Source organism: Falsiruegeria mediterranea M17 (genome assembly GCF_900302455.1).
Taxonomy (GTDB): Bacteria; Pseudomonadota; Alphaproteobacteria; order Rhodobacterales; family Rhodobacteraceae; genus Falsiruegeria; species Falsiruegeria mediterranea.
Genome location: NZ_ONZG01000031.1, coordinates 1 through 6,431, shown reverse-complemented (window position 1 = coordinate 6,431; position 6,431 = coordinate 1). Strand labels below are relative to the sequence as shown.

At 54.6% G+C, this 6,431-nt stretch carries 6 protein-coding genes; 1 reads left to right on the top strand and 5 read right to left on the bottom strand.

Annotated elements, in window-relative coordinates:
- Positions 1 to 570: 570 nt before the first annotated feature.
- From TRM7615_RS25120 to TRM7615_RS25100, 5 genes are all read right to left on the bottom strand, one after another.
- Entirely contained in the window at positions 571 to 1,518 is a 948-nt protein-coding gene (locus TRM7615_RS25120) for a DUF4424 family protein (RefSeq protein WP_165821549.1), read from the bottom strand.
- A 95-nt stretch (positions 1,519 to 1,613) separates the two neighbouring features.
- Entirely contained in the window at positions 1,614 to 3,113 is a 1,500-nt protein-coding gene (locus TRM7615_RS25115) for a hypothetical protein (RefSeq protein ID WP_108792719.1), read from the bottom strand.
- Complete coding sequence (locus tag TRM7615_RS25110) at positions 3,110 to 4,372, bottom strand: hypothetical protein (RefSeq protein WP_108792718.1); 1,263 nt, start codon at positions 4,370 to 4,372, stop codon at positions 3,110 to 3,112. Before TRM7615_RS25110 ends, TRM7615_RS25115 begins: the two co-directional genes overlap by 4 nt.
- Positions 4,373 to 4,384: 12 nt before the next feature.
- A complete protein-coding gene (locus tag TRM7615_RS25105; RefSeq protein ID WP_108792717.1) occupies positions 4,385 to 5,455 on the bottom strand; it encodes a hypothetical protein in 1,071 nt (356 codons plus the stop codon).
- Positions 5,456 to 5,511: 56 nt separating this feature from the next.
- Positions 5,512 to 5,892, bottom strand: a complete 381-nt coding sequence (locus TRM7615_RS25100; RefSeq protein ID WP_108792716.1) for a hypothetical protein — start codon at positions 5,890 to 5,892, stop codon at positions 5,512 to 5,514.
- Between the two features lie 134 nt (positions 5,893 to 6,026).
- On the opposite strand from TRM7615_RS25100, the gene TRM7615_RS25095 reads away from it, so the two are divergent.
- Entirely contained in the window at positions 6,027 to 6,359 is a 333-nt protein-coding gene (locus TRM7615_RS25095) for a hypothetical protein (RefSeq protein ID WP_108792715.1), read from the top strand.
- Positions 6,360 to 6,431 lie beyond the last annotated feature (72 nt).

Below are 6,431 nucleotides of genomic sequence, written 5' to 3'. Positions count from 1 at the left end.
GAGAACTCGTAAAACAGTGCCGCCTGCGCTTCCTGCTTGGGTCCCATCATCGCCAATCCTCCCAATCAATAAGAGAATTGAATCAGCAGATCATGCCTCGATCAAGTATCAGTTTTTCAACAAAATCGGCGGATTGCTGCCATTCGCTGCGCTCTGAACCAAGGGCTGCAATGCGCAGATAGCGGGCTTTGCAAAGTCGGTCTTGAAATGTCGGAGCAGCGGACGAAGCGGACCCATGCCGCTGCAGCGAATGCATCTGCAGAAAGTGTGAAATGATGCTTACTCGTGCAGCATCAGGATTTCGCCAACGCAGCGGATTTCCCCAGAGCGGTCGTTAAAAGCTGATCAGATCGGCGGAGTCCGATCCGACCCTTCGCTGCGGTCGGTTTCAACAATCGAGATGCGGGACTCAGCGGGCATCCGCGCGCACTCCCTGCATTTGCAACCCGATGTTTTTACGCAGACCCTTCCGAAATCAGTCTATCGATTCTGTTGGCACTAACGGCGGCCATGGCTTGGTACCCCCCATGCGACGAGGGTTAATATGCTAAGTCAAATCTGGCTTCCTCCCTAAGGCGTGTCGGAATTGACGAACAAAAGATCCAGGTCCTGAGTTGGGACAAAGTTCCGGATGGTTGTCTCAAATCGGGTCGGAGCGGTCTTCTTCAGCCCATCGAAACACAAGCTCACCAGGGCCTCAGGTCGGGCCTTATCCACAATAAGATGAAATTGGCCAATCGGACCCTGCCAGTTTGCGCCGGTGGTCAGGACATAGCGCACTTGGCTGGCTAAAAGCGCGCCATGGTTGGCTTTCTTGAGACGGTTGAGAACGCCCTTCTTTTCACCGGCTGACATACAGAAATCCGCCGGAGAGAAATCCCTTAACTGCGGGTCCGCGATAAAAAACGCACCGGCAATGGGCCGGTAGGCATGACGCACATGCACCGTCTTCCCTGCAGGGAAGGTCTGGCTCCAGTAATATGTTGCCTTGGCCGTCCAGAGCGGCTCGGGGTCATAGCCGTCATTCCAGCGCACAACATCGTTCTCCTGCAGCCAGCTTCGCGCTTGCGACGATTGCGCCTCCAGCGCATTCATCAGGCCGAGATAACTTAACGAGTCGATTGGGATGCCGTATGAGATCAGCTGTGATGTGACGTCGATGCCATTCCGCATGGCCTTCACTTCCAACTGAGGCGAGATTTCATTCCCGTCGACCCAGACACGGAAATTGCTGCGGGATTGAACCGTATCGCTGTCCTCACCCAGCACAGAATAGCTGTGCCAGGCCAGATCATATTCCGGAAGCGGAAAGGCGACGAGGGTCGTTGTGCCGAGGTTGTCAGCTGCGCGAAACTGGTAGTCGACGCGAATCTCAGTAGTTGAAATATAGAGCTGTTCGGTCAGGATTTCGACCGGAGCGTCCCGCACCAACCTGAGTCCGCCAGCCTCCATAACCGCCATCGAGTCATTGGCGTAGAGAGGCATGGGCACGACCATGGACAAGGTTGCAGCGGCCATTGCAGCTCGAAGAAAACGTCTCATGTGGGTCTCCCGATTTCATTTTGGTGGAGAACCACACCGGGCCGTGGTTTCGGCTCGGTGCGGTTGTGATTTTAGGGGTTGTCCACGTAGTAGCGTGGTCCCCCTGTTCCTTGTCTATTGCCTGGCATGCCCAATTTGGGGGGCTTGTAGCTAAGCGGCGGCAGTTTTTCGGAACGTGAAGGGCGGCGCAGTGGCTTGGTTCCGACTATCTCGGCTTGCCCGTGGGCTACGCCATCTCGGGTCATGCTGCCATCCGCCGCGACTTTCAGGACGATACCCCAGGCTGAAAAATAGGGCCCGGATGCAGGTGCATTGTCATATTCCCAGCAGGATCCCGGCAGGTTGCGATTTACACCGCAGACTTTCCATGTGTTGGTCGATGCTGTGTAAGCGGCGGTATAGTTTCGGTCACACATCAAATTTCCGATGATCGCGTCGACATCGCAAGAAAACCGGAAGTTGAACGGCTTTGAACGCAGTCGGAATTCGACGTCGACACCAGACGCCTGACTGGCTGTTTGACTGGCGCCGCTTGTATGTCCGCCCTCGACGATCAGAAAGATGTCTGACACACCCGCTGCCCCACCATAGTCAATGGCATAGGCTTGAACGCTTGTGGCCTGTCCGGGAACAAAGAAGGGGGTCAGGTCGATTGCCCCGGCCTCGAAGTTAAATCCCATGGAACTGACGTGTTCAATGTTGCCGCCATTTGACTGTTTGAACCCACTTGCGTCCTGCTGCCCGACGGACACGCATTTTGATCCGTTGAAACAAAACACCAAAACGTTGTCGACGTAGATGGGTTTGGTGCCAGCGTTGTCTCCGGCCAGGGTGATTTTACCACCCGGATCAAGGGTGACGTTGCCCGACCACGGTGGCGCCACATTCAGGGTCTTGCCGAGAAAACTGTCGGGGTCGATCAAAAATCTCGTCTCGAGAAAGCTCTCGAAATTTGCAGACGGAACGGTTTTCACGCTGCTGAATAGCTTGATCGAATGGGCCTGTGCCATGCCGTTGCCATGCTCGTCCACGGGCGGGGGTGCGAGTGCTGCAAGCTTTGCAGCCGTGTCGGGGGATAGTAATTTCGCCAGAACGGCCGTCTCGCGATCCTGATCGATCCGGGTTGTGCTACAGGCGTTGAATCGGTTCATGCAATCGGGTTGCCGCGCCGCGTTGCAGGCATTGAACACCTCGCCGCAAGGGCCAGCAGACGAAGGCAGGGTCACCATGGGCGATATTGCAGGTTTATAGATGTCTGCCTTGGGTATGGTGGTCGGTATTTGCGGAATTTGCGCAGGCCTGCCAGCCATACCGCCGGGCACACCGTTCATTTCATCAGCCCAGGCAAGGCAATTCATCAACTCACCGGGGCCATGCAGCACCACTGAATTTCCAAGCACAAGCGCGGACATGCCGGAAATGAAACTCTGGTCACAGGCGCAGAGATACAGTCCCATTTGGTTGCGACCGCCGTAGCACATCTTTTCTACGGGGCTGCTGTTGTATTGCGCCCATGCTGACGTGCCTGTCATGGCAAGAGCCGCACCCAAAAGCATCATCATGCGTTTCATTCTGCTTCTCCTACGTAAATCATGTGGCTCGCCAGTTCTTTGCCCTCGTAGCTCAGCACCACACGGTAGGCGCCGAGCGGCCAGCCGTTCGTTGGCACCAAAAACGAGCCGCGCAGCTCAATCATCTGGCCAGTGGGAACAGCGGCAACATCCAACGCTTGCTCCATCGCCAGCTGGCCATTTTCCAGATAGTGAAGCTGTTGCAGGATGTGGCCTGTGCGTTCTGTGCCCGTGATGGCTGCGAACATGTGGATTTCCGGCGTGCTGGGCTGAAAGATCGTCTTTGCGTATCCCGGAGCCTGGCTAATTCTCGCATCATCCCCAACGGTCAGAAGAACCACGCTTAGCGCTGCGTCCGGTCGGGTTTCTAGCGCCTGAGGAGGATCAAGCAGTCGAAGCGTGTTCAAGACTTTGACGACGTCCTCGGCCCGATCATTCATCATCGCCTCGGGAACGATACCCCAGCCGATGTAGTAATTCGGAGCTGCCGGCAAATAGACTGCAATCGCCCAGTACCCGGTCCCGTCAATCAAAAGGTTGTAGCGGTGCAATGTACCTTGGATCCCTGCCAGATTGACAGGTTCCTTTGTCACGATGGGCGCTGAGCTGAACATAATGCTATGGAAAGCTTCGATCAGGGCACTGTCCTCTAAATGCTGATCTGGTGTCATGGTCGTAACACCCACCACGACATTTCCATCCTGAGAGGTGAACATACCTGTCCCACCGTTGGGATCATCCTGAACGTCTCGCGTCCACTGCGATGGCAAATCAATTTGCCATCCACTTTTGGGTGCGGTCCAGGTCGTATCCAGGGTCAGGTCCTGATGCGGATGCGCCACTTGGCGGCACAATTGCACATCTGCTGAACTCAAAACGGGTTCGTATTTTTCGTGGCCACCGTTCACCGACACAATGATATGCGTGCAGTTCGAAGACTGTCGACATTCTGCGATGATCGGATCAGTGCCAGGAAACTCGGTCCGGTTCCCTTTGTATGACGTACTCCAAGACCCTCCCGGCGTTCGGCTGTGCAGGGTGACATACTGATAGGGACCGGACAGAGGCGCGATTCTCAGCGTTTGATCCGCACCGATTGTCTCAATCTTGACAGGGAAATATGTGCCGCCTGTGCGATAGCGGTCAGGTGCCCCGGTTCCATCCGTTGTGACGGTCGCGACTGTCTCGCAGCTTTGGGCAAAGACCGCGAGTGGTGCGATCATTGCGGCGACGGACAGAACGTACGCTAGCGATTTCATTTGTGCGTCTCCTTACTGGAACGGAACGATTTGAATGGCTTGCAACATCCGAAGCATTTCGGGTTGATGCTGCATCAGGATTTCCTGAGGGCCAGTTACGTAAATGGCATAGAAGACGCTGGGGTCTTTTCTTTTGAAGAGAAAGGTCAACTGCCGGAAAGGAACATCGCCATGCAGATACGAGGCGCCAAACGACCAGCCATCCATAAGTTGGCCATTCTCAGACATGTTCTCGATCTGATGGGGGCCATCCTGATCAAACTGGACACCGGGTGCGTCCATCAGTTGAGATTTCAGGTCCGCGATCCCGGCCTGCAATGAGGCATAGGCCTCGCCCGCAAGGGCTTCGATAACAATCGAAGGGCGCATTTCCGGCGGGTATTCCATCAAACCGACACGCAACGCGTATGGAGCTGGTTGATCCGGATGCCAAGCATCATAGCGCACAAACACAAACCCCAGTTCGGGATGTGGTTCTGCGACGAGATTCTTGAACAGTTCTGCCTGGTCAAAATTGGACGTTTGCGCGGGCGGTATTGTATCCACGACCGGAGGTGCTGTTTCACCTGCATAGGTGCCAATCACGTAGCCCGGTAAGAAGGTATCGAATATCTTGTCAAAATCATCGGAGTACGCATCATAATTTTGCCTGGCTGTCACCGTCCAAAGCACGTAGCCAACAGGGCCATCAATGGCAAAAAAACCACCAATGATGACTTGCTGCCCATCCATGTCGGCCGTCCAGGCCGAGACCTCCCCCGGTAACCCAGACAGAGTTTCAGCCTGCGATCCAACCAGAATGGCCTCGGGAGAGATGGTTGAGATAAAGGCCTCGCGCAAACTTTCCAGCGATACATCACGTGACAGATGCACGGCGCGAACCTCGCCAAAGGCGTTGCCGTCGGGGCTTTGCATTTGCAGCACCCGGTCCGTCCCATCATCCATCTGGAGCGATTGCCACGTATCAGGCGTGGTGATCTTGAACCCAAAGATCGGGTCGGTGTGCGTTTCTGCCAATGCGCGCTCTGCCGGGACAAGCAGTATCGCAAAAACGGCAGACAAGAAGACGTTGAATGCTCTCATCACGGGGTTACCTTTGCTATTTGATCTATGGGCCAATTTTGATTGGCGGGAAGTGGTTACCGTCGACATAGTGGTGCAATGTTGAAGGCGATGATGCGATCCCTGAGAACCTCAAAGGAGACCTTGCTGCTACAGTCATCGTCGGTCGTTGCGACTCCGGTCATTGACGTGCCGCTACCGCTGGTCTCAACCGAAGAGAAAGACACGTCGGAATAGGGTTTCACGTCTGCGAACACTTGTTCGAAACGATCAAGGGGAAACTGCGTTTGCAGTTCGTCATGCAACAACTGGCGCGCCGCTACATATTCCCCGGTGCTGGCCAAGAGGACAAAGTCGCGGGCGGTTGTTCGGTCAGACGAGGTCAACAGATCCACGAGCAGCACCACCACTCCGACAAGGACCACGAGAGCCAACAGAATCTTACCTAGTGTTTTCATGAGCGTTCCTCCTAAAACCCTCACAACACATTATAGAACTGGAATGGGAAGTGTTCCCTGATCTCGATCAGGCCGTGGAGCCTGCGATGCTTAGTTGTCTGGGGAGATTTGGTTGTAAACGGTGGACTTCTAGCATGGGAGAGAAAAAAAATGATCCCCATTCAAGTATTTCAAACCGTGCCCAGAAATCGTATGCGTTTAACAGAAACCTTGGTGGGGAAAACGAAGATATTCGGGCTGAATTTGAGGGCTACAGGTCCGCCAACTACTCCACTCTTGAATGGCTGCATTTGACGATTCAGATTGGAGTATTCGCGTTTGCAGAGAATGGCCGCAATCCGCCCATTGCGAAGCATGCTGCGCTAAGAAGCAAGGTCTGGGTTGGGCTGATTTCGTTGAAAAAGTCGTTGGTTTTTGGCGTTGCGCGTTTAGCTACTGCGCTGATTTTATTGAACGACCGATGCTGAGGCTTGTTGTCAGCCGGTGGTTGTCACCATTGGCTTGAGTTTTGCTAGTTTCCGGAGGTTTTGGGCGATGGC